This is a genomic window from Streptococcus oralis (assembly GCF_016127915.1).
Taxonomy (GTDB): domain Bacteria; phylum Bacillota; class Bacilli; order Lactobacillales; family Streptococcaceae; genus Streptococcus; species Streptococcus oralis_BO.
This window is the reverse complement of record NZ_CP066059.1, coordinates 840,179-859,543: the sequence shown is the minus strand read 5'-3', so window position 1 is coordinate 859,543 and position 19,365 is coordinate 840,179. Positions and strand designations below refer to the sequence as shown.

21 protein-coding genes and 1 tRNA gene are annotated in these 19,365 nt (G+C 43.0%); 19 read left to right on the top strand and 3 right to left on the bottom strand.

The features are described from left to right. From rpe to pflA, 7 genes are all read left to right on the top strand, one after another. Window positions 1–657: a ribulose-phosphate 3-epimerase gene (gene rpe, locus I6H78_RS04065; protein ID WP_129326382.1), complete on the top strand. Its 657-nt coding sequence runs from the start codon at window positions 1–3 to the stop codon at window positions 655–657. After that, window positions 620–1,282: a thiamine diphosphokinase gene (locus I6H78_RS04060; RefSeq protein WP_198460158.1), complete on the top strand. Its 663-nt coding sequence runs from the start codon at window positions 620–622 to the stop codon at window positions 1,280–1,282. The genes rpe and I6H78_RS04060 overlap by 38 nt, the downstream gene beginning before the upstream one ends. 1 nt (window position 1,283) lies before the next feature. Next, window positions 1,284–2,540, top strand: coding sequence for a DNA recombination protein RmuC (locus I6H78_RS04055; protein ID WP_061421642.1), 1,257 nt, complete (start codon window positions 1,284–1,286; stop codon window positions 2,538–2,540). Further along, the gene (locus I6H78_RS04050; protein ID WP_198460157.1) at window positions 2,530–3,471 is read left to right on the top strand and encodes a 3'-5' exoribonuclease YhaM family protein; all 942 of its coding nucleotides are present in this window, start codon (window positions 2,530–2,532) and stop codon (window positions 3,469–3,471) included. The genes I6H78_RS04055 and I6H78_RS04050 overlap by 11 nt, the downstream gene beginning before the upstream one ends. A 104-nt stretch (window positions 3,472–3,575) precedes the next feature. Continuing rightward, window positions 3,576–4,403 (top strand): pur operon repressor, encoded by an 828-nt coding sequence (gene purR, locus I6H78_RS04045; RefSeq protein ID WP_002874197.1) that lies wholly within the window; start codon window positions 3,576–3,578, stop codon window positions 4,401–4,403. A 66-nt stretch (window positions 4,404–4,469) separates the two neighbouring features. Then, the gene (locus tag I6H78_RS04040; protein ID WP_198460156.1) at window positions 4,470–5,726 is read left to right on the top strand and encodes a diaminopimelate decarboxylase; all 1,257 of its coding nucleotides are present in this window, start codon (window positions 4,470–4,472) and stop codon (window positions 5,724–5,726) included. A gap of 121 nt (window positions 5,727–5,847) precedes the next feature. After that, window positions 5,848–6,642 carry a pyruvate formate-lyase-activating protein gene (gene pflA / locus I6H78_RS04035; protein ID WP_198460155.1) on the top strand — a complete coding sequence of 265 codons (795 nt, stop codon included), beginning with the start codon at window positions 5,848–5,850 and terminating at the stop codon, window positions 6,640–6,642. Window positions 6,643–6,713: 71 nt separating this feature from the next. On the opposite strand, the gene yidC is transcribed toward pflA, so the two are convergent. Together yidC and I6H78_RS04025 are read right to left on the bottom strand one after the other, a co-directional pair. After that, window positions 6,714–7,643 (bottom strand): membrane protein insertase YidC, encoded by a 930-nt coding sequence (yidC, locus tag I6H78_RS04030; protein WP_198460223.1) that lies wholly within the window; start codon window positions 7,641–7,643, stop codon window positions 6,714–6,716. Between the two features lie 77 nt (window positions 7,644–7,720). After that, window positions 7,721–7,999, bottom strand: coding sequence for an acylphosphatase (locus I6H78_RS04025; protein WP_001174619.1), 279 nt, complete (start codon window positions 7,997–7,999; stop codon window positions 7,721–7,723). A 33-nt stretch (window positions 8,000–8,032) separates the two neighbouring features. On the opposite strand from I6H78_RS04025, the gene I6H78_RS04020 reads away from it, so the two are divergent. The 11 genes from I6H78_RS04020 (at window position 8,033) to I6H78_RS03970 (ending at window position 16,823) form a co-directional block, all read left to right on the top strand. Then, a complete protein-coding gene (locus tag I6H78_RS04020; protein ID WP_198460154.1) occupies window positions 8,033–8,773 on the top strand; it encodes a TrmH family RNA methyltransferase in 741 nt (246 codons plus the stop codon). A gap of 55 nt (window positions 8,774–8,828) precedes the next feature. After that, entirely contained in the window at window positions 8,829–9,512 is a 684-nt protein-coding gene (locus tag I6H78_RS04015) for a Bax inhibitor-1/YccA family protein (RefSeq protein WP_198460153.1), read from the top strand. A 109-nt stretch (window positions 9,513–9,621) separates the two neighbouring features. Beyond that, window positions 9,622–10,614 (top strand): aspartate--ammonia ligase, encoded by a 993-nt coding sequence (asnA, locus tag I6H78_RS04010; protein ID WP_000747987.1) that lies wholly within the window; start codon window positions 9,622–9,624, stop codon window positions 10,612–10,614. Window positions 10,615–10,678: 64 nt separating this feature from the next. After that, window positions 10,679–11,218: a 16S rRNA (guanine(966)-N(2))-methyltransferase RsmD gene (gene rsmD, locus I6H78_RS04005; protein WP_198460152.1), complete on the top strand. Its 540-nt coding sequence runs from the start codon at window positions 10,679–10,681 to the stop codon at window positions 11,216–11,218. Continuing rightward, on the top strand, window positions 11,208–11,696 hold the full coding sequence (gene coaD / locus I6H78_RS04000; protein WP_084872220.1) for a pantetheine-phosphate adenylyltransferase: 489 nt from the start codon (window positions 11,208–11,210) through the stop codon (window positions 11,694–11,696). The genes rsmD and coaD overlap by 11 nt, the downstream gene beginning before the upstream one ends. Continuing rightward, window positions 11,680–12,717: a SepM family pheromone-processing serine protease gene (locus tag I6H78_RS03995; protein WP_084939620.1), complete on the top strand. Its 1,038-nt coding sequence runs from the start codon at window positions 11,680–11,682 to the stop codon at window positions 12,715–12,717. The genes coaD and I6H78_RS03995 overlap by 17 nt, the downstream gene beginning before the upstream one ends. A 55-nt stretch (window positions 12,718–12,772) precedes the next feature. After that, a complete protein-coding gene (locus I6H78_RS03990; protein WP_002892633.1) occupies window positions 12,773–13,003 on the top strand; it encodes a DUF1146 family protein in 231 nt (76 codons plus the stop codon). A gap of 23 nt (window positions 13,004–13,026) precedes the next feature. Next, on the top strand, window positions 13,027–14,310 hold the full coding sequence (gene murA, locus I6H78_RS03985) for a UDP-N-acetylglucosamine 1-carboxyvinyltransferase (protein ID WP_198460151.1): 1,284 nt from the start codon (window positions 13,027–13,029) through the stop codon (window positions 14,308–14,310). After that, a complete protein-coding gene (locus tag I6H78_RS03980) occupies window positions 14,297–14,491 on the top strand; it encodes a DNA-directed RNA polymerase subunit beta (protein ID WP_198460150.1) in 195 nt (64 codons plus the stop codon). The genes murA and I6H78_RS03980 overlap by 14 nt, the downstream gene beginning before the upstream one ends. Before the next feature lie 40 nt (window positions 14,492–14,531). Then, window positions 14,532–15,356: a DNA/RNA non-specific endonuclease gene (locus tag I6H78_RS03975; RefSeq protein WP_198460149.1), complete on the top strand. Its 825-nt coding sequence runs from the start codon at window positions 14,532–14,534 to the stop codon at window positions 15,354–15,356. Between the two features lie 135 nt (window positions 15,357–15,491). Beyond that, on the top strand, window positions 15,492–16,823 hold the full coding sequence (locus I6H78_RS03970) for a hemolysin family protein (RefSeq protein ID WP_198460148.1): 1,332 nt from the start codon (window positions 15,492–15,494) through the stop codon (window positions 16,821–16,823). 147 nt (window positions 16,824–16,970) lie between these two features. On the opposite strand, the gene I6H78_RS03965 is transcribed toward I6H78_RS03970, so the two are convergent. Continuing rightward, window positions 16,971–17,041: transfer RNA gene (locus I6H78_RS03965), tRNA-Cys, on the bottom strand. A gap of 298 nt (window positions 17,042–17,339) precedes the next feature. Between I6H78_RS03965 and I6H78_RS03960 the strand changes: the two genes are divergently transcribed. Next, entirely contained in the window at window positions 17,340–19,319 is a 1,980-nt protein-coding gene (locus tag I6H78_RS03960) for a peptide ABC transporter substrate-binding protein (RefSeq protein ID WP_198460147.1), read from the top strand. Window positions 19,320–19,365 lie beyond the last annotated feature (46 nt).

Genomic DNA, 19,365 nt, shown 5'->3' with positions numbered 1-19,365 from the left:
ATGTCTCAATACAAGATTGCTCCGTCAATTCTGGCAGCAGATTATGCCAACTTTGAACGTGAAATCAAGCGCCTAGAAGCAACTGGGGCAGAGTATGCCCATATCGATATCATGGATGGGCACTTTGTACCACAAATCAGTTTTGGTGCAGGTGTGGTAGAAGCTCTTCGTCCTCATAGCAAGATGGTCTTTGACTGCCACTTGATGGTATCCAATCCTGAACACCACTTAGAAGACTTTGCGCGCGCAGGTGCAGACATCATCAGTATCCATGTGGAAGCAACGCCTCATATCCATGGAGCTCTCCAAAAAATTCGTTCGCTCGGTGTCAAACCTTCGGTTGTCATCAATCCTGGGACGCCTGTGGAGGCGATCAAGCACGTCCTTCACCTAGTTGATCAAGTCTTAGTCATGACAGTGAACCCTGGCTTCGGTGGTCAAGCTTTTCTGCCTGAAACCATGGATAAGGTCCGTGAGTTGGTTGCCCTTCGTCAGGAAAAAGGCTTGAACTTTGAGATTGAAGTCGATGGCGGGATTGATGATCAGACCATTGCCCAAGCCAAAGAAGCTGGTGCGACCGTTTTTGTAGCAGGTTCCTATGTCTTTAAGGGAGATGTCAATGAACGAGTTCAAACTCTCAGAAAACAACTGGACTAGGGTTGCCGTTTTTGCAGGCGGAGATCGTGGGCATTATCGGACGGATTTTGATTGCTTTGTCGGTGTGGACCGCGGTTCGCTATGGGTCTTGGAAGAAAACCTTCCTCTGGCTCTAGCAGTTGGCGATTTTGATTCGGTAACCACAGACGAACGTCAGTTAATTCAAGAACGTGCCCAACATTTTGTTCAAGCCCAGCCAGAAAAGGATGATACGGACCTGGAATTGGCTCTCTTAACCATCTTTGAACAAAGTCCTCAGGCCCAAGTGACTATTTTCGGTGCTTTGGGTGGTCGTATTGACCATATGCTGGCTAATGTCTTTCTGCCTAGCAATCCCAAGTTGGCACCCTATATGCGCCAGATAGCGATTGAGGATGGGCAAAACTTGATTGCCTATTGTCCAGAAGGGACCAGTCAGCTAGAGCCCCGTTCAGACTACGATTATCTAGCTTTTATGCCAGTTCGGGATAGCCAGCTGACTATTCTTGGTGCCAAGTACGAATTGACAGAGGAAAATTTTTTCTTTAAAAAAGTGTACGCTTCTAACGAATATATAGATAGGGAAGTTTCGGTGACTTGCCCAGATGGCTATGTGGTTGTCTTGCATAGCAAGGACAGGAGGTAGGATGGAGACTGTATTACTACTATTATTAATTGCCAACCTAGCTGGACTCTTTCTGATTTGGCAAAGGCAGGATAAGCAAGACAAGTACCTAGCCAAGAGTTTGGAGGATCAGGCAGACAATCTTTCAGATCAACTGGATTACCGCTTTGAACAAGCCAGACAAGCCAGCCAGTTAGACCAAAAAGATTTGGAAGTAGCTGTCAGCGACCGTTTGCAGGAAGTGCGAATGGAGTTGCACCAAGGTCTGACGCAAGTTAGACAGGAGATGAACGAGAATCTCCTTCAAACCAGAGATAAGACCGACCAACGCCTTCAAGCCCTGCAAGAATCAAATGAGCAACGTTTAGAACAAATGCGCCAGACGGTCGAGGAAAAACTGGAAAAGACATTACAGACACGCTTGCAGGCTTCCTTCGAGACAGTTTCCAAGCAACTAGAGTCGGTCAATCGTGGCCTTGGAGAGATGCAGACAGTTGCCCGTGATGTTGGTACTCTCAACAAAGTTCTCTCTGGGACCAAGACGCGAGGGATTCTGGGAGAATTGCAACTGGGGCAAATCATTGAAGACATCATGACACCTGCCCAGTATGAACGAGAATACGCAACAGTTGAGAACTCCAGCGAGCGAGTAGAGTATGCCATCAAGTTACCTGGACAGGGCGACCAGGAATACGTCTATCTACCAATTGACTCCAAGTTTCCACTGGCAGATTATTACCGCCTAGAAGAAGCCTATGAAGCAGGCGATAAGGACGAAATCGAACGTTGTCGTAAGTCACTCCTAGCCAGCGTTAAGCGTTTTGCCAAAGATATTAAGAGCAAGTACATAGCGCCACCTCAAACGACCAATTTTGGAGTCTTGTTTGTTCCGACAGAGGGACTTTACTCAGAGATTGTTCGCAATCCGGTCTTCTTTGATGATTTGAGACGGGAGGAGCAGATTATTGTTGCAGGTCCAAGTACCCTATCAGCCCTGCTCAATTCCCTATCAGTTGGCTTCAAGACTCTCAATATCCAGAAGAGTGCTGACCATATTAGCAAGACTCTTGCCAGCGTTAAGACCGAGTTTGGCAAGTTCGGAGGCATTCTGGTCAAGGCACAAAAGCATCTTCAACACGCCTCTGGCAATATTGATGAATTATTAAACCGTCGTACTACAGCTATCGAGCGGACGCTCCGTCACATTGAGTTATCAGAAGGTGAGCCTGCGCTTGATCTACTCCATTTCCAAGAAGATGAGGAAGAATATGAAGATTAGTCACATGAAAAAAGATGAGCTGTTTGAAGGTTTTTACCTGATCAAGTCAGCTGACCTGAGACAGACGCGTGCTGGGAAAAACTACCTAGCCTTTACCTTCCAAGACGATAGTGGCGAGATTGAAGGGAAACTCTGGGATGCCCAACCACATAACGTTGAGGCCTTTACCGCAGGGAAAGTGGTCCACATGCAGGGACGTCGAGAAGTTTACAACAACACTCCACAAGTCAATCAAATCACGCTTCGTTTGCCTCAGCCTGGGGAACCCAATGATCCAGCTGATTTCAAGGTTAAGTCGCCAGTTGATGTCAAGGAAATCCGTGACTACATGTCGCAAATGATTTTCAAGATTGAAAATCCTATCTGGCAGCGTATCGTTCGCAGTCTCTACACCAAGTATGATAAGGAATTCTACTCCTATCCAGCTGCCAAGACCAACCACCATGCCTTTGAAACGGGTTTGGCCTATCATACAGCAACTATGGTACGCTTGGCAGATGCCATTAGCGAGATCTATCCTCAGCTCAATAAGAGCCTGCTCTATGCTGGGATTATGCTGCATGACTTGGCTAAGGTCATCGAGTTGACGGGACCAGACCAGACTGAGTATACAGTGCGAGGTAATCTTCTTGGGCATATCGCCCTCATCGATAGCGAAATTACTAAGACAGTCATGGAACTAGGCATCGATGATACTAGAGAAGAAGTGGTGCTACTGCGCCATGTCATCCTCAGTCACCATGGCTTACTAGAGTATGGAAGTCCAGTCCGTCCACGCATTATGGAGGCAGAGATTATTCATATGATCGATAATCTAGATGCCAGCATGATGATGATGTCAACAGCTCTAGCTTTGGTGGACAAAGGAGAGATGACCAATAAAATCTTCGCTATGGACAATCGTTCCTTCTATAAACCAGATTTAGATTAATGATTTAAGAAAAACGAGCATTTTTTACGCAATAATGTTCGTTTTTTTATGTGAATGTGGTATAATGGATAAAATATCAAAATTAAATGGAATGGTAAATAAAAATGAAATTAAGAAGAAGTGATCGGATGGTTGTCATTTCCAACTATTTGATTAATAATCCATACAAACTAACAAGTCTCAATACCTTTGCAGAAAAGTACGAATCTGCTAAATCATCGATTTCAGAGGATATCGTGATTATCAAGCGTGCCTTTGAAGAAATTGAAATCGGTCATATTCAGACTGTGACTGGAGCAGGTGGTGGCGTTATCTTTACACCATCAATCTCAAGCCATGAAGCCAAAGAAATGATCGCAGACTTGCGTGACAAACTTTCAGAAAGCGACCGTATCTTGCCAGGTGGCTACATCTACCTGTCTGATTTGCTCAGTACACCTGCCATTTTGAAAAATATTGGGCGTATCATTGCCAAGAGTTTTATGGACCAAAAAATCGATGCCGTTATGACAGTAGCAACAAAAGGTGTGCCACTCGCAAATGCAGTTGCCAATGTCCTCAATGTTCCATTTGTCATTGTGCGTCGTGACTTGAAAATTACCGAAGGTTCAACGGTCAGCGTCAACTATGTTTCAGGTTCAAGTGGTGACCGTATTGAGAAAATGTTCCTTTCAAAACGCAGTCTCAAGGCAGGCAGTCGTGTCTTGATCGTGGATGACTTCTTGAAAGGTGGCGGAACTGTCAACGGGATGATTAGTCTCTTGCGTGAGTTTGACTCTGAACTAGCCGGTGTCGCAGTCTTTGCAGACAATGCCCAAGAAGAACGTGAAAAGCAGTTTGATTACAAGTCACTCTTGAAAGTAACCAATATTGATGTTAAGAACCAATCCATCGATGTTGAGATTGGAAATATCTTTGACGAAGACAAATAAGAGATAGAACTAAAGGTTGGAACGATTGTCCCAGCCTTTCTTTGCAAACAGAATAGAAGGAAGCTTATGAAAACACCATTTATCAGCCGAGAAGATTTAGAAACGATTGTTGCAGAGTTCCCGACTCCTTTTCACTTGTATGATGAGAAGGGGATTCGCGAGAAAGCGCGAGCCGTCAACCAGGCCTTTTCCTGGAATAAGGGCTTTAAGGAATATTTTGCAGTTAAGGCTACTCCAACCCCAGCCATCTTGAAAATTCTCAAAGAGGAAGGTTGTGGTGTGGACTGTTCTAGTTATGTGGAGCTTTTGATGAGCCATAAACTGGATTTTCCTGGTTCTGAGATCATGTTCTCTTCTAACAATACCCCAGACCAAGAGTACGCCTATGCGTGTGAATTAGGTGCGACCATTAACTTGGATGCTTTTGAAGACATTGAACATCTGGAGCGAGCGGCAGGCATTCCAGAAATCATCTCTTGTCGTTACAATCCTGGAGGCGTTTTTGAGCTAGGAACAGATATCATGGACAATCCCGGGGAAGCCAAGTTTGGCATGACCAAGAATCAACTCTTTGAAGCTTTTGCCATCTTAAAGGAAAAAGGAGCTAAGACTTTTGGGATTCACTCTTTCCTAGCATCCAATACTGTCACCCATCTCTATTATCCAGAGTTGGCACGTCAGCTCTTTGAATTGGCTGTTGAAATCAAGGAAAAGTTGGGCATTTCGCTAGACTTTATCAATCTTTCTGGTGGTATTGGTGTCAATTACCGTCCAGACCAGGAGCCAAATGATATTGCGATGATTGGTGAAGGTGTGCGCAAGGTGTATGAAGAAGTCCTTACGCCAGCAGGTCTTGGTCAGGTCAAGATTTTTACTGAATTGGGCCGTTTTATGCTGGCGCCTCATGGAGTTCTCGTCACCAAAGTAACTCATAAAAAGAAAACCTACCGTACCTATCTAGGTGTGGATGCATCAGCAGTCAACCTCATGCGCCCAGCCATGTATGGAGCCTACCACCATATCACCAATCTGACTCATCCAGATGGACCTATTGAGGTGGTAGACGTGGTCGGTTCACTCTGTGAAAACAATGATAAATTTGCCGTCAATCGCGAACTACCTCATACAGAAATAGGGGATTTGCTGGTAATTCATGATACAGGTGCACATGGATTCTCCATGGGTTATCGGTACAATGCCAAACTACGCTCGGCAGAAATTCTCTATACCGAAGAAGGAAAAGCCCGCCAAATCCGCCGTGCAGAGCGCCCTGAGGACTATTTCGCAACCTTGTATGGTTTTGATTTTGAATCGGATCATTAAAAGAAATTGAAAATGAAAGTGAAAAACAGATTGCTTTCTAAAAAATAGACAAAAAAACCTTGTTTTTCACCTTACTCGTGATATAATAAAACTATAAAACGGTTTCAAGGAAGGTGACGATATGTCTGAAGAAACAATTGACTATGGACAAGTGACAGGAATGGTGCATTCGACAGAGAGTTTTGGGGCGGTAGATGGCCCCGGGATTCGTTTTATTGTCTTTTTGCAGGGTTGTCACATGCGTTGCCAGTACTGTCATAACCCCGACACATGGGCTATGGAGACCAATAAATCACGCGAACGGACAGTAGACGATGTTTTGTCAGAAGCCCTTCGCTACCGTGGATTCTGGGGAGACAAAGGAGGAATCACTGTCAGTGGAGGAGAAGCCCTCTTACAGATTGATTTCTTGATTGCCCTTTTTACCAAGGCCAAGGAAAAAGGAATCCACTGTACCTTGGATACCTGTGCCCTCCCTTTCCGTAATAAACCACGTTACCTTGAAAAATTTGACAAGCTCATGGCTGTCACTGACTTGGTTCTCTTGGATATCAAGGAGATCAACGATGAACAACACAGGATTGTTACCAGCCAAACCAATAAAAACATCTTGGCTTGTGCAAAATATCTATCAGATATTGGGAAGCCTGTGTGGATTCGCCATGTTCTGGTTCCAGGCTTGACAGATAGAGATGAGGACTTGATTGAACTTGGGAAGTTCGTCAAAACCCTCAAAAACGTTGATAAGTTTGAAATCCTACCTTATCATACGATGGGAGAATTCAAGTGGCGTGAACTTGGAATTCCATACTCACTTGAAGGGGTAAAACCACCAACAGCAGACCGTGTTAAGAATGCCAAGGAATTGATGGATACAGAAAGTTACCAAGACTACATGAAACGTGTTCATGGATAAAAAGAAGCCTGATGGAGACATCGGGCTTTTGTGATGCATAAAAAGCCTAGCCTTTCAGCCAAGCCGTTACTTTATTTTCTAGAATGTTGTTTACCAGCATTGCGTTTTTTATGTTTCTTAGTAGTCGTAATTGCAGTTGCTTGGTTAGGAGTGATATCTTTTCGCCCGCCTGTAGTTGATGCTGAACTTGCTTTTGGTGGATTTTTGGCAAATTCTTCACGTACTTTTTGACGAAGTTTTGGACGAACAACATAGTTAACGATGAACTGTTGGAGAATCATCATGAAACCACCGACAACCCAGTAAAGTGTCACACTGGCTGGTGCGAAGAGGGAGAAGACGACAATCGTGAGTGGGCTCATGTAAATCATTTTCTTGAGTTGATCTCTTTGCATCTCGTCTTCTACTCCGTGAAGTGAAAGGAGTGATTGGAGATAGTAGAGGATACCAGCGAAGGCGACAAGGATTATACTTGGGGAACCGAGATTGATACCCAAGAAGGTAGAGCTAGATACTCCATCAGTATACTGGGCTGCAAAGTAGATAGCAGAGAAGAAAGGCATCTGAATGAGGAGAGGGAAGCATCCTACACCACCGAACATGCTGATGCCGTTTTCTTTTTGTGCAGCAAAGAGAGCCTGTTGTGCTTCTAGTTTTTCTTCCTGAGTTGTTGCCTCTTTAAGGCGTGTTTGATGTGGTTCGAGCACATGTTTGAGAGCATTCATCTTTTCAGAGTGAAGCGTTGCCTTCCATGATTGGTAGATACCAAGTGGCAAAATAATCAAACGTACGATAATGGTTACGATAATGATAGCCACACCAAAGCCTAGATCTTTATCAGTAGCGAAGTACTTGATAGCCTCTGCCATAGGCGATCCGATAGTGTTCCAGATAAAACCAGTAGGTTGTCCTGTTGCTTTGTCTACTTGGACACAGCCTGTCAAGACGAGTAGCATAGCCACTCCCATAGCTGAGAGGGCAAAACGTTTAATAGATTTCAATGTTTTCATTCCTTCTTTAAAAATTATACCTTTCTATTCTACTGTTTTTTTGTAAAATATACAATAGTTCTAGAGACCTAATTTGCGACTTTGAAGTCTGGATAGGATGAAAAGTTGCTCATTTGTACATCTAGATAGGTAACTTTTGAAAAGGGTGTCGGACCTTTTCGGATTTCTTGTATAAATTTTGCCATGGTGGCAGAAGAGTCTGCCTGAGCGAGAATTTCCACTGTGCCATCGTCATTATTCCAGACACGACCGGTGATGCCACCAATTTCAAGCGCTAAAGTATAAACGCCCCAGCGAAAACCAACACCCTGCACCCTACCTTGGGCAATCATTCTAACCTTTTGCATACCAAACCCCTTTGATTGTGTTATAATACTTCTATGACTATTATAACCTCAAAAGCCAATTCTGTGGTAAAAAATGCCAAGAAATTGCATCAAAAAAAATATCGAAAGTCTACCTATTTGATTGAAGGCTGGCACTTGTTTGAAGAAGCTGTTCAAGCAGGAGTGACGATTGAGAAGATTTTTGCCTTAGAAAGTTACCGAGATCAGCTAGTCACTTTTCCTCAAACTGTCTGGGTTTCAGAGGAGATTTTGCGGGACTTGGCAGATACGCAAACTCCTCAAGGGATTGTTGCAGTGATTCAAAAAGAGGAAGTAGGACTGCCTGATTTCCGTCAGGGTAAGTTTCTATTTTTAGAGGATGTCCAAGATCCTGGTAATGTTGGCACCATGATTCGGACGGCGGATGCGGCAGGTTTTACAGGGGTTATTGTTTCAGATAAGTCAGCAGATATCTACAGTCTCAAGACCCTGCGTTCCATGCAAGGAAGTCATTTTCATTTGCCTATCTATCGTATGCCCGTTGCCACTTTTTTAGAATGGGCAAAGAAGAGCAACTTGCCCATTCTGGCAACGACCTTATCGAGAGATTCAAAGGATTATCATGAGCTTTCTCCCTTAGAAAACTTTGCTTTAGTCATGGGAAATGAAGGACAGGGGATTAGTTCTGTCATGGCTGAGAGTGCTGATCAGCTGGTTCATATTGACATGAAAGGTCGAGCAGAAAGTCTCAACGTGGCAGTTGCAGCAGGTATATTGATGTTTTATTTTAGCTAATTTATAAAATCTTTGTTATAATCAAGACATATTTATAGAGAAAAGGAGAATCAGAATGAATCAAACGATTATTCAAGAACGTTCAGGTCTCAATCAATTTTACGCTAAGGTTTATACCTTTGTGGGACTTGGGATTGGTCTATCGGCTCTCGTATCAGCTTTGATGTTGACAGTCTTTCAGTCCCAATTGGTCTACTTTTTAATGCATGGCCGTCTCTGGCTAATGATTGCAACTTTTGCAGAACTTGCTCTAGTCTTTGTTGCAAGTAGCATGGCTGCGAAGAACAGCCCAGCAGCTCTCCCAGTATTTTTAGTTTATTCTGTTTTAAATGGATTTACGCTCAGTTTTGTCGTAGCCTTTTATACACCTGGGACCGTCTTATCAGCCTTTGTATCCAGTGCCCTTCTCTTCTTTGTCATGGCGGTAATCGGAATTTTCACCAAGAAAGATTTGAGTGGAATGGGCCGAGCTTTGATGGCGGCACTTGTTGGTCTCATCATTGCTATGGTTGTCAATCTATTTTTAGCCAATAGTTTCTTTGACTACATGATTAGTATTGCCATGGTCTTGGTTTTCTCAGGTTTGATTGCTTGGGACAACCAAAAGATTCGCTATGTTTATGAGCAGTCACGAGGGCAAGTAGCGACAGGTTGGATCATCTCAATGGCACTCAGCATCTACCTAGACTTTATCAACCTCTTCCTTAGCATCTTACGAATCTTTGGTCGAAACGATTAATGAATGACAGAGTCAGTGTTCGAAAGAGCACTGACTTTTTCTTATTTACTCTTTTCTTTTCTTGGAAATAGGTGTATAATGCTTTTAACTAATTTTTGAGGAGCCGTTTATGAAGAAAAGTTTTATCCATCAGCAAGAAGAGATTTCCTTTGTCAAAAACACCTTTACCCAGTATTTGAAAGATAAGTTAGAAGTTGTTGAAGTTCAAGGTCCCATCTTGAGCAAGGTTGGTGATGGGATGCAGGATAACCTGTCCGGTGTCGAACATCCAGTATCCGTAAAGGTCTTGCAGATTCCAGATGAAACTTATGAAGTCGTTCACTCACTAGCCAAATGGAAACGTCACACCTTAGCTCGCTTTGGTTTTGGAGAAGGTGAAGGTCTATTTGTTCATATGAAGGCCCTTCGTCCAGATGAAGATTCGCTTGATGCGACTCACTCAGTTTATGTAGATCAGTGGGACTGGGAAAAAGTGATTCCAAATGGTCAACGCAATATCGCTTATCTCAAAGAAACCGTTGAGAAGATTTACAAGGCTATCCGTCTGACAGAGCTAGCAGTAGAAGCGCGCTACGATATCGAATCCATCTTGCCAAAACAAATCACTTTCATCCATACAGAAGAGTTGGTGGAACGCTATCCAGATTTGACACCAAAAGAGCGTGAAAATGCAATCTGTAAAGAGTTCGGTGCAGTCTTCTTGATTGGTATCGGTGGCGAGTTGCCTGATGGCAAACCTCATGACGGCCGCGCACCTGACTACGATGACTGGACAACAGAGTCTGAAAATGGCTACAAAGGGTTAAATGGGGATATTCTCGTTTGGAACGAATCTCTTGGTTGTGCCTTTGAGCTTTCATCAATGGGGATTCGGGTAGATGAGGATACCCTTCGTCGCCAAGTGGCTCTTACAGGAGACGAAGATCGTCTTGAGCTGGAATGGCATAAAGCCTTGCTTAACGGTCTTTTCCCACTGACAATTGGTGGAGGTATCGGACAGTCTCGTATGGCCATGTTCCTTCTTCGTAAGAAACACATTGGAGAGGTTCAGACCAGTGTCTGGCCTCAAGAAGTTCGCGATACGTACGAAAATATTTTGTAGAGAATCGAACCGCAAGGTTCGGTTTTCTTTCTCTTTTTGCCTATAATTTGGTATAATAAACGGTATGAAAATCGTATCAGGAATCTATGGGGGGCGTCCCCTCAAGACGCTAGAAGGCAAGACGACGAGGCCGACATCAGATAAGGTGCGTGGAGCTATCTTTAACATGATAGGTCCCTATTTTGAGGGTGGTCGTGTTTTGGATCTCTATGCTGGCAGTGGTGGTCTGTCTATTGAAGCTGTGTCAAGAGGGATGTCCCATGCTGTCTTAGTGGAACGGGATCGAAAGGCGCAAGCTATCATCGCTGAAAACATCCAAATGACCAAGGAAGTTGGAAAATTTCAATTCCTCAAGATGGAGGCTGAACGGGCCTTGGAGCAAGTGAATGGTCCCTTTGACCTGGTCTTTTTAGACCCTCCCTATGCCAAGGAACAAATCGTTGCAGATATCGAAAAAATGGCAGAAAGAAACCTTTTCTCCGAAGAGATCATGGTTGTCTGTGAAACCGATAAGTCTGTAGAACTCCCAGAAGAAATCGCTTGCTTAGGTATCTGGAAAGAAAAAATATATGGGATTAGTAAGGTGACAGTTTATGTCAGATAAAATTGGATTATTTACAGGTTCATTTGATCCGATGACAAATGGACATCTGGATATCATTGAACGTGCCAGCAAACTCTTTGATAAGCTCTATGTCGGGGTGTTCTACAATCCCCACAAACAAGGCTTTCTCCCTGTTGAAAACCGCAAACGAGCAGTCGAAAAAGCGGTGGCGCATTTAGATAATGTAGAGGTGCTGGCTTCTCATGACCAACTAGTCGTCGATGTTGCAAGAAGACTGGGTGCTAAGACCCTTGTCCGTGGCTTGCGAAATGCCACCGACTTGCAATACGAGTCTAGCTTTGACTACTACAATCATCAACTGGCTCCAGAAATCGAAACCATTTACCTATATAGCCGCCCAGAGCATCTTTATATTAGCTCTTCGGCCGTGAGAGAACTTCTGAAGTTTGGTCAGGAGATTCAGCAATATGTCCCAAACAGTGTTGTGGAGGAATTAGAACATGAAGAAAAAAACTAGATGGCCCTTATATGTCATCCTAGCACTAGTAGTGACTTTTTTAGCTTTTGTAGTACCTTTACCCTACTACATAGAAGTTCCAGGTGGAGCGGAAGATATTCGTCAAGTTTTAAAAGTCAATGAAACAGAAGACACAGAAGCAGGAGCTTACCAGTTTGTAACAGTCGGCATTCGACATGCAACCCTATCGCATCTTGTCTATGCTTGGTTAACACCTTTCACAGATATTAGAAGTGCCAAGGAGACTACGGGTGGCTCTACTGATGCAGAGTTTATGCGGATCAATCAGTTCTACATGCAAACTTCTCAAAACATGGCCAAGTATCAAGGATTGAAGACGGCTGGAAAGGATATCGAACTCAAGTATCTGGGAGTTTATGTCTTGACCGTGACGGACAATTCAACTTTTAAGGGCATTCTGAACATTGCGGATACTGTGACGGCTGTTAATGACAAAACATTTGACAGCTCAAAAGACTTGGTCGACTACGTCAATTCTCAACAATTAGGGGATACGGTCAAAGTAACCTATGAAGAAGACGGAAAAGTCAAGTCTGCTGAAGGTAAAATTATCACTCTCGAAAACGGGAAAAACGGGATTGGGATTGGTTTGATTGACCGTACGGAAGTGACCAGTGACGTTCCAATTCGCTTTTCAACAGCTGGTATCGGCGGGCCAAGTGCCGGTCTTATGTTTAGTCTAGCTATTTACACCCAGATAGCAGATCCAGGACTTCGTAATGGTCGCGTCGTTGCGGGAACGGGAACCATTGATCGCGATGGAAATGTTGGAGACATCGGTGGAATTGACAAAAAAGTGGTTGCAGCCTCTCGTCAGGGAGCTAACATCTTTTTTGCTCCTGACAATCCAGTCACCGAGGAAGCAAAAAAAGCAGATCCCAATGCGAAAAGCAACTATGAAACAGCCCTAGAAGCTGCTAAAACGATCAAAACAGAGATGAAAATCGTTCCGGTTAAGACCTTGCAGGATGCGATTGATTACCTTAAAAACAATCCCTAATTCGTAGAAAAATTGAAAACTAGCGCGCAAGCGGATAAGATGGTATAATAGTCAAATGGTTCAATTATTATTCACTCTAAGTAGTCATATACTCTTTATTTATTTGAGTTTTTACCTTTTGAAGGATCTTGTGAGATGGGAAAAGGTGTTAAAAGTAACTGCTACGAACACAAAAAAGGTTCGTTTGTTGGTAGGCTTCTTTAGTATTGTGATGGGCTACATCTTGAGTTCATTCTTTATCAGTTTGTACCAACTGTGGCAAGAAGCGCTTAGAGGACTATTATAAAATCAAAAGTAAAGGAAACAACTATGGAAAAAATTGTGGTTCAAGGCGGAGATAATCGTCTGGTCGGGAGTGTGACGATTGAGGGAGCAAAGAATGCAGTCTTGCCCTTGTTGGCAGCGACTATTCTAGCAAGCAAGGGTAAGACAGTCTTGCAGAACGTCCCAATCTTGTCAGATGTTTTCACCATGAATCAAGTAGTTCGAGGTCTGAATGCCAAGGTGAACTTTGATGAGGAAGCACATGTTGTCGAGGTCGATGCGACTGGTGATATCACGGAGGAAGCTCCATACAAGTATGTCAGCAAGATGCGTGCATCCATCGTTGTCTTGGGACCAATCCTTGCTCGTGTAGGCCATGCCAAAGTTTCTATGCCAGGGGGATGTACCATCGGGAGTCGTCCCATCGACCTTCACCTCAAAGGTTTGGAAGCTATGGGGGCAAAGATCACCCAGACAGCTGGTTACATCGAAGCTAAGGCAGAACGCCTGCATGGTGCTCATATCTACATGGACTTCCCAAGTGTTGGCGCAACACAAAACCTGATGATGGCAGCGACTCTAGCTGATGGTGTCACAATGATTGAAAATGCTGCGCGTGAGCCAGAAATTGTTGACCTCGCTATCCTTCTTAATGAAATGGGAGCCAAGGTCAAGGGAGCTGGTACCGAAACCATCACAGTGACTGGTGTTGAGGAACTTCATGGAACAACTCATAATGTGGTACAGGACCGTATCGAAGCAGGAACCTTTCTGGTGGCTGCAGCTATGACTGGCGGAGATGTCCTCGTTCGTGATGCAGTCTGGGAGCACAATCGCCCCTTAATCTCAAAACTACTTGAAATGGGTGTTGAAGTGACAGAGGAGTCAGAAGGCATCCGTGTTCGTTCTCAACTTGAAAATCTCAAGGCTGTTCATGTAAAAACTTTACCACACCCAGGATTTCCAACAGATATGCAGGCACAATTTACAGCCCTGATGACAGTCGCAAAAGGGGAATCCACCATGGTGGAAACGGTGTTTGAGAATCGCTTCCAACACTTGGAAGAAATGCGCCGTATGGGCTTGCATTCAGAGATTATCCGTGACACGGCTCGTATTGTTGGGGGACAGGCTTTACAGGGGGCAGAAGTTCTATCAACGGACCTTCGCGCTAGTGCTGCTTTGATTTTGACAGGTCTGGTGGCGCAGGGAGAAACAGTTGTTGGTAAGTTAGTCCACCTTGATAGAGGTTACTACCGTTTCCATGAGAAATTGGCTCAGCTAGGAGCGAAGATTCAGCGAATCGAGGCAAATGATGAAGAAGAATAAAAACTTACGCTATGTACTCCGTCGTTTTCTGTTGATTTTTATCGTATTATTGCTAGGCTTTCTGGCTTTAGGAATCGGCTTGATGGTTGGCTATGGCATCCTAGGAAAGGGACAGGATCCATGGGCAATCTTGTCTCCAGCAAAGTGGCAGGAATTGATTAGCAAATTTACAGGAAATTAGACTGGGAGACCAGTCTTTTTCTAAAGAAATAAGGAGAAAAATGGACAAAAAAACAAGACAGGCTCTGATAGGGCTACTCATATTCTTACTCTTGGCTGCTGGAAGCTATTACATCAAGCAGATGCAGACAGCGCCAAACACCCCTAGAACCAAGGTTAGTCAGAAAAAACAAGATTCAGAAGCTCCCAGTCAGGAGCTGGCAGAAAGTGTCTTAACTGAGTCAATCAAAAACCAAATCAAGGGAAATCTCGAGTGGAATGGAGCAGGGGCCTTCATTGTCAATGGCAATAAAACCAATCTAGATGCCAAGGTTTCTAGCAAACCCTATGCGGATAATAAAACAAAGACAGTTGGAAAAGAAACAGTCCCGACTGTTGCCAATGCCATCTTATCCAAAGCGACTCGGCAGTATAAGAATCGTGAAGAGACTGGAAATGGCTCAACCTCTTGGACGCCACCAGGATGGCATCAGGTCAAGAATCTAAAGGGAGCCTATACACATGCAGTTGATAGAGGACATCTGCTGGGCTATGCCTTGATAGGTGGTTTGGATGGTTTTGATGCTTCTACTAGCAATCCCAAGAACATTGCAGTTCAGACAGCTTGGGCAAACCAAGCACAGGCTGAGGATTCGACAGGTCAGAACTACTATGAGAGTCTAGTCAGAAAAGCCTTGGACCAAAATAAGAGGGTCCGTTATCGGGTGACACTCCACTATGCGACAAATGAGGATTTAGTTCCATCCGCTTCACAAATCGAAGCCAAGTCTTCAGATGGCGAATTGGAATTCAATGTCCTAATCCCCAATGTTCAAAAGGGAATCCAGCTTGATTACCAAACAGGTCAAGTAACGGTGACAGATTAGAAACAATAGATACTATAAAAATAGCTCCTTTGTCTTCTAGAGGCAGGGGAGTTGTTGTTTAAATGAAAAATAATGTGATTCCTGAGGGATTTTATGATATAATGGAACACAAGATACTATTTTAGGAGAAGGACTATGGAAGACCCGAGCAGTCAGAATTTGTTGCTACAGTTTGTATTGTTATTTATCTTGACCTTGTTAAATGCTTTTTTCTCAGCCACTGAAATGGCGATGGTGTCACTAAACCGCTCCCGAGTAGAGCAAAAGGCAGAAGAGGGAGACAAGCGTTACATTCGTTTGTTAAAGGTACTTGAAAATCCTAACCACTTTTTATCAACGATTCAAGTTGGTATTACGTTAATTACCATCTTGTCAGGGGCCAGTTTAGCAGAAACGCTGGGACGCGAAATCGCATCTTGGATGGGAAATAGTGAAACAGCTTACGCTATTGCAAGTTTTCTATCTTTAGCGTTTTTGACCTATATTTCTATTGTTTTTGGGGAACTCTATCCCAAGAGAATTGCTCTAAATCTGAAAGATACCTTGGCTATCCGAACAGCACCAGTCATTATTGGCTTGGGGAAAATTGTCAGCCCCTTTGTTTGGCTTCTGTCAGCTTCAACTAATCTATTGAGCCGTGTGACGCCAATGACCTTTGATGATGCTGACGAAAAGATGACACGTGATGAAATAGAGTACATGCTCACCAATAGTGAAGAAACACTGGATGCAGATGAGATTGAAATGTTACAGGGAATCTTTTCTCTAGATGAACTGATGGCTCGTGAGCTAATGGTGCCTCGTACAGATGCCTTTATGGTAGATATTCAGGATGACAGTCAAACGATTATCCAAAGTATTCTAAAGCAAAATTTCTCACGTATCCCTGTTTACGATGGCGATAAGGACAATGTGATTGGTTTGATTCATACCAAGCGTTTGCTAAACGCTGCCTATGCAGATGGCTTTGAAAACATTGTCTGGAAGAAGATCTTACAAGATCCACTCTTTGTTCCTGAAACTATTTTTGTGGATGACTTGCTAAAAGAATTGCGAAATACCCAAAGACAAATGGCCATCTTACTAGACGAATACGGTGGTATGGCTGGTTTGGTAACTCTGGAAGACCTCTTAGAAGAAATTGTCGGTGAGATCGATGATGAGACAGATAGGGCAGAAATCGAAGTCCATCAAATCGGTGAGGACACCTATATTGCACAGGGAACCATGAATCTTAACGACTTCAATGACTACTTTGGTGTCGAACTAGAAAGCGATGATGTGGATACCATCGCTGGTTACTATTTGACGGGTGTTGGTACGATTCCAACAACTGAAAAAATCAGTTATGAACTGATCAGTCAAAACAAGCAAATCGTCCTGACCAATGATAAGGTGAAAAATGGACGTGTTACCAAGGTAAAAGTTCAAATCACAGAACTAGAACCTGAAGAAGAAACAGAATAAAGCAGTGACTTGAGTCACTGCTTTATATTTCCCCAAATTCGCCCCAAAAGTTTTTCTAAGTTACCCGTATTTATCTGAAGAAAAAATAAAAAAGCCCGATTTTTTGGGCTTTTCATTTGGTTAATTCCTGTTCATTCAGGTATTGAAAGGCGGTAGACGGATTTGAACCGACGATCAAGCTTTTGCAGAGCCGTGCCTTACCACTTGGCTATACCGCCTCAACGTTTATTATTATACCTTGAAAATCATTTCCCGTCAATAGTTTCTTATTCTAAAATCCAATTTAGGAAAACAGATGATGATCGAAGAAGTGAGAAAAAGCTTGTAAAAATCCCGTTCTAAAGAGGGTCGGACTAGAAAGTATTTCTTGCAGATGCAAATAAAGAATGCAGAAATTTTGACAAATAGAAGTTTTTTGAGGAAATGCGCCTAAATATTCTGAAAATTCGTTTACTTTTTAAAAGATATATGTTATAATTTCCAATAAGCCTAAATTTTTCAAGAGGAGTTAAAAACATGAAAAAAAGTAGAGTATTTGTTGCAGCAGGAGTTGCTTTATTAGCAGCAGGAGTACTAGCTGCTTGCGGTTCTTCAAAATCATCTGATTCAACAGCACCAAAAAATTATGGCTATGTTTATTCAGCTGACCCAGAAACGTTGGATTACCTCATTTCAGGGAAACAAAGTACTAAGGTTGCCACTTCAAATGGTATCGACGGTCTTTTCACAAACGACAAGTATGGGAACCTAGTTCCTGCAGTTGCAGAAGACTGGTCCGTTTCAAAAGATGGTTTGACTTATACCTACAAGATTCGTAAAGGTGTTAAATGGATGACATCAGATGGCGAAGAGTATGCTGAAGTAAAAGCCAAAGACTTTGTAAATGGCTTGAAACACGCGGCTGATAACAAGTCTGAAGCACTTTATCTAGCAGAAGATTCAGTAAAAGGTCTAGCTGACTATACAGCTGGAAACAATAAAGATTTTTCTTCAGTAGGTGTAAAGGCAGTTGATGATTATACTCTTGAGTATACTTTGAACCAGCCAGAACCATACTGGAACTCTAAGATGGCCTACGCAATCTTTTGGCCATTGAACGAAGATTTTGAAAAATCAAAAGGGGCTGACTTTGCCAAAGCAACTGACCCTACATCATTGCTTTACAATGGTCCGTTCTTACTGAAAGGTTTGACTGCTAAGTCTTCTATTGAGTTCGCTAAGAATGAAAACTACTGGGACAAAGATAATGTTCACATTGATAAAGTAACCCTTGCTTTCTATGATGGGTCAGACCAAGAATCAATTGAACGTAACTTTACAAGTGGGGCTTATAGTTATGCCCGCCTCTTCCCCACAAGTTCAAACTACTCTAAGGTAGAAGAAACATACAAAGACAATATCTACTACACTCCATCAGGGCCTGGTATTGGTGGTTTGGGTGTGAATATTGACCGTCAAGGTTACAAATACACTTCTAAGACAACTAATGAAGAGAAGACTTCTACTAAGAAAGCCCTTCTTAACAAGGACTTCCGTCAGGCTTTGAACTTTGCCTTTGACCGTACTTCTTACTCAGCACAAATTAATGGTAAAGAAGGTGCTCCTCTTGCAGTTCGTAACCTCTTTGTGAAACCAGACTTTGTCTCTGCAGGTGAAAAAACTTTCGGTGACTTGGTAACTGAAAAGATGGCAGCTTACGGTGATGAGTGGAAGAATGTAAACTTTGCGGATGGTCAAGATGGACTCTTCAACGCCGATAAAGCCAAAGCCGAATTTGCGAAAGCTAAAACTGCATTGGAAGCAGAAGGTGTGAAATTCCCTATTCACTTGGATATCCCAGTAGACCAAACTGCTAAGAACTATATCGCACGTATCCAATCCTTCAAACAATCCGTTGAAACAGTACTTGGTGAAGATAATGTAGTTATTGATATCCAACAAATTTCTAAAGATGAGTTGAACAATATCACTTACTACGCAGCTAGCGCAGCAGCAGAAGATTGGGACCTTTCAGGAGCAGTTGGATGGAACCCAGACTATGAAGATCCATCAACTTACCTTGATATCTTGAAAACAACGAATGCTGAACAAACAAAAACATACATGGGTTATGAAGGTGCAGATAATGCTGCAGCGGCTCAAGTTGGTTTGAAAGAATACGATAAGTTAGTTGATGAAGCTGCAAAAGAAACCAACGACTTGAATGTTCGTTATGAAAAATATGCGGCTGCTCAAGCTTGGTTGACAGACAGCTCCCTCATCTTGCCAGCTATGTCATCAAGTGGTGCTGCACCAATCATTTCTCGTGTTGTACCATTCACAGCATCATACAGCCAATCTGGAGATAAGGGCTCAGACGTATACTTCAAGTATATTCAGTTACAAGACAAGGTTGTAACAAAAGCTGACTATGAACAAGCTCGTGAAAAATGGCTCAAAGAGAAAAAAGAATCAAACGAAAAAGTTCAAAAAGAATTGGCTAATCACGTTAAATAAATAACTCTCAAGAGAACTTTCTCTCCATGAGGAGAAGGTTCTTTTG

What these genes read in the sequence shown, in the direction of transcription:
- I6H78_RS04040 (WP_198460156.1), top strand. Translation starts at nt 4,470, where the DNA reads ATGAAAACACCATTTATCAGCCGAGAAGATTTAGAAACGATTGTTGCA.
- I6H78_RS04015 (WP_198460153.1), top strand. Translation starts at nt 8,829, where the DNA reads ATGAATCAAACGATTATTCAAGAACGTTCAGGTCTCAATCAATTTTAC.
- I6H78_RS04050 (WP_198460157.1), top strand. Translation starts at nt 2,530, where the DNA reads ATGAAGATTAGTCACATGAAAAAAGATGAGCTGTTTGAAGGTTTTTAC.
- rsmD (WP_198460152.1), top strand. Translation starts at nt 10,679, where the DNA reads ATGAAAATCGTATCAGGAATCTATGGGGGGCGTCCCCTCAAGACGCTA.
- I6H78_RS03970 (WP_198460148.1), top strand. Translation starts at nt 15,492, where the DNA reads ATGGAAGACCCGAGCAGTCAGAATTTGTTGCTACAGTTTGTATTGTTA.
- pflA (WP_198460155.1), top strand. Translation starts at nt 5,848, where the DNA reads ATGTCTGAAGAAACAATTGACTATGGACAAGTGACAGGAATGGTGCAT.
- I6H78_RS03975 (WP_198460149.1), top strand. Translation starts at nt 14,532, where the DNA reads ATGGACAAAAAAACAAGACAGGCTCTGATAGGGCTACTCATATTCTTA.
- rpe (WP_129326382.1), top strand. Translation starts at nt 1, where the DNA reads ATGTCTCAATACAAGATTGCTCCGTCAATTCTGGCAGCAGATTATGCC.
- I6H78_RS04020 (WP_198460154.1), top strand. Translation starts at nt 8,033, where the DNA reads ATGACTATTATAACCTCAAAAGCCAATTCTGTGGTAAAAAATGCCAAG.
- murA (WP_198460151.1), top strand. Translation starts at nt 13,027, where the DNA reads ATGGAAAAAATTGTGGTTCAAGGCGGAGATAATCGTCTGGTCGGGAGT.
- I6H78_RS03980 (WP_198460150.1), top strand. Translation starts at nt 14,297, where the DNA reads ATGAAGAAGAATAAAAACTTACGCTATGTACTCCGTCGTTTTCTGTTG.
- I6H78_RS03990 (WP_002892633.1), top strand. Translation starts at nt 12,773, where the DNA reads ATGGTTCAATTATTATTCACTCTAAGTAGTCATATACTCTTTATTTAT.
- purR (WP_002874197.1), top strand. Translation starts at nt 3,576, where the DNA reads ATGAAATTAAGAAGAAGTGATCGGATGGTTGTCATTTCCAACTATTTG.
- I6H78_RS04025 (WP_001174619.1), bottom strand. Translation starts at nt 7,999, where the DNA reads ATGCAAAAGGTTAGAATGATTGCCCAAGGTAGGGTGCAGGGTGTTGGT.
- asnA (WP_000747987.1), top strand. Translation starts at nt 9,622, where the DNA reads ATGAAGAAAAGTTTTATCCATCAGCAAGAAGAGATTTCCTTTGTCAAA.
- I6H78_RS03960 (WP_198460147.1), top strand. Translation starts at nt 17,340, where the DNA reads ATGAAAAAAAGTAGAGTATTTGTTGCAGCAGGAGTTGCTTTATTAGCA.
- I6H78_RS03995 (WP_084939620.1), top strand. Translation starts at nt 11,680, where the DNA reads ATGAAGAAAAAAACTAGATGGCCCTTATATGTCATCCTAGCACTAGTA.
- I6H78_RS04060 (WP_198460158.1), top strand. Translation starts at nt 620, where the DNA reads ATGAACGAGTTCAAACTCTCAGAAAACAACTGGACTAGGGTTGCCGTT.
- I6H78_RS04055 (WP_061421642.1), top strand. Translation starts at nt 1,284, where the DNA reads ATGGAGACTGTATTACTACTATTATTAATTGCCAACCTAGCTGGACTC.
- coaD (WP_084872220.1), top strand. Translation starts at nt 11,208, where the DNA reads ATGTCAGATAAAATTGGATTATTTACAGGTTCATTTGATCCGATGACA.